The 528-nt window shown below is 29.9% G+C and carries 1 protein-coding gene; it reads left to right on the forward strand.

Features of this window, described 5'->3' with window-relative positions; genetic code table 11:
• Window positions 1–65: 65 nt before the first annotated feature.
• Window positions 66–528: Ltp family lipoprotein (locus DVW83_RS14880; RefSeq protein ID WP_137239716.1), on the forward strand; the 463-nt coding region annotated here is incomplete at its 3' end.

A 528-nucleotide genomic window follows, 5' to 3' on the forward strand; every position in this document is an offset into this window, starting at 1 on the left:
CATTTCTGAGATTTGCTACAAAAAAATTATATAAAACTAAACTTGAAATCACAAGGAGGAAATTTATGTTAAAAAGTTTTGGAAAAGGTATGTTCGGTTGTTTTGGGGTATTTGTTGGATTTATCATATTATGTATTTTAGGATTTGCTTTTTTAGGAAGTGGAAGTAGTTCTGATTCAAATTCTAGTTCTAATAATACAAAAATTGAAAGTAGTTCTAATGATAATGTACCTCAAGAATATAAATCTGCATTAAACAAAGCTGAATCCTATTCTAATACTATGCACATGTCTAAAGCAGGAATTTACGATCAATTAACTTCTGAATATGGAGAAAAATTTTCTGCTGAAGCAGCACAATATGCAATTGATAATTTAAACGCAGATTATAATGCTAACGCTCTTGCCAAAGCAAAAAGTTATCAGGAACAGATGTCAATGTCTCCTGAAGCAATTAGAGATCAATTAACTTCTGATGCTGGAGAAAAATTTACTCCAGAAGAAGCTAACTATGCAATACAACATTTAA

Source organism: Enterococcus sp. VV15 (assembly GCF_005236045.1).
GTDB lineage: Bacteria > Bacillota > Bacilli > Lactobacillales > Enterococcaceae > Enterococcus_B > Enterococcus_B durans.